The organism is Pseudomonas sp. SDO5591_S426 (assembly GCF_054070755.1).
This window is the reverse complement of the sequence record NZ_JBSVXD010000423.1, coordinates 1-420: the sequence shown is the minus strand read 5'-3', so window position 1 is coordinate 420 and position 420 is coordinate 1. Positions and strand designations below refer to the sequence as shown.

The following is a 420-nucleotide window of genomic DNA, read 5'->3' as shown; positions in this document are numbered from 1 at the left end:
ACGCCCAATGACGGATACATCGGGCAGCCTTGCCGGACTTTTCCCACTCCCAGTAGAAACTCGCGCCACCGGCCAGCTGCCGTTGCAGGATGACCTGCTGTTCGTCGTAGTCGTAACGTTCGCTTTCACCGGCAGCATTCGTCGCTTCGATCAATCGCCAGCGCGCGTCGTAGCGATAGCTGACCAGCGTCTGCTCGGTGCGCCAGGCCGGCGGCTGGTCGTCGCCGAGGTGAAAGCGCTGGTAGTCGACGGCGACCAAATGGCTACGCTCGTAGCGCAACCACAAACAGCGCCCGGCACCGTTGTCCAGGCGCTGGATGCTCCCGGAAAAATCGCGCTGCACCGTCAGACGATTGCCATAGGCGTCGCTGATCGCGCTCAAGCGCCCACCCAGAAAATGGAAAAAGCGCACCGACTCGC

1 protein-coding gene is annotated in these 420 nt (G+C 62.4%); it reads right to left on the bottom strand.

Features of this window, described 5'->3' with window-relative positions; genetic code table 11:
- Positions 1-420: RHS repeat domain-containing protein (locus tag ACW9JC_RS30410; RefSeq protein ID WP_457459690.1), on the bottom strand; the 420-nt coding region annotated here is incomplete at both ends.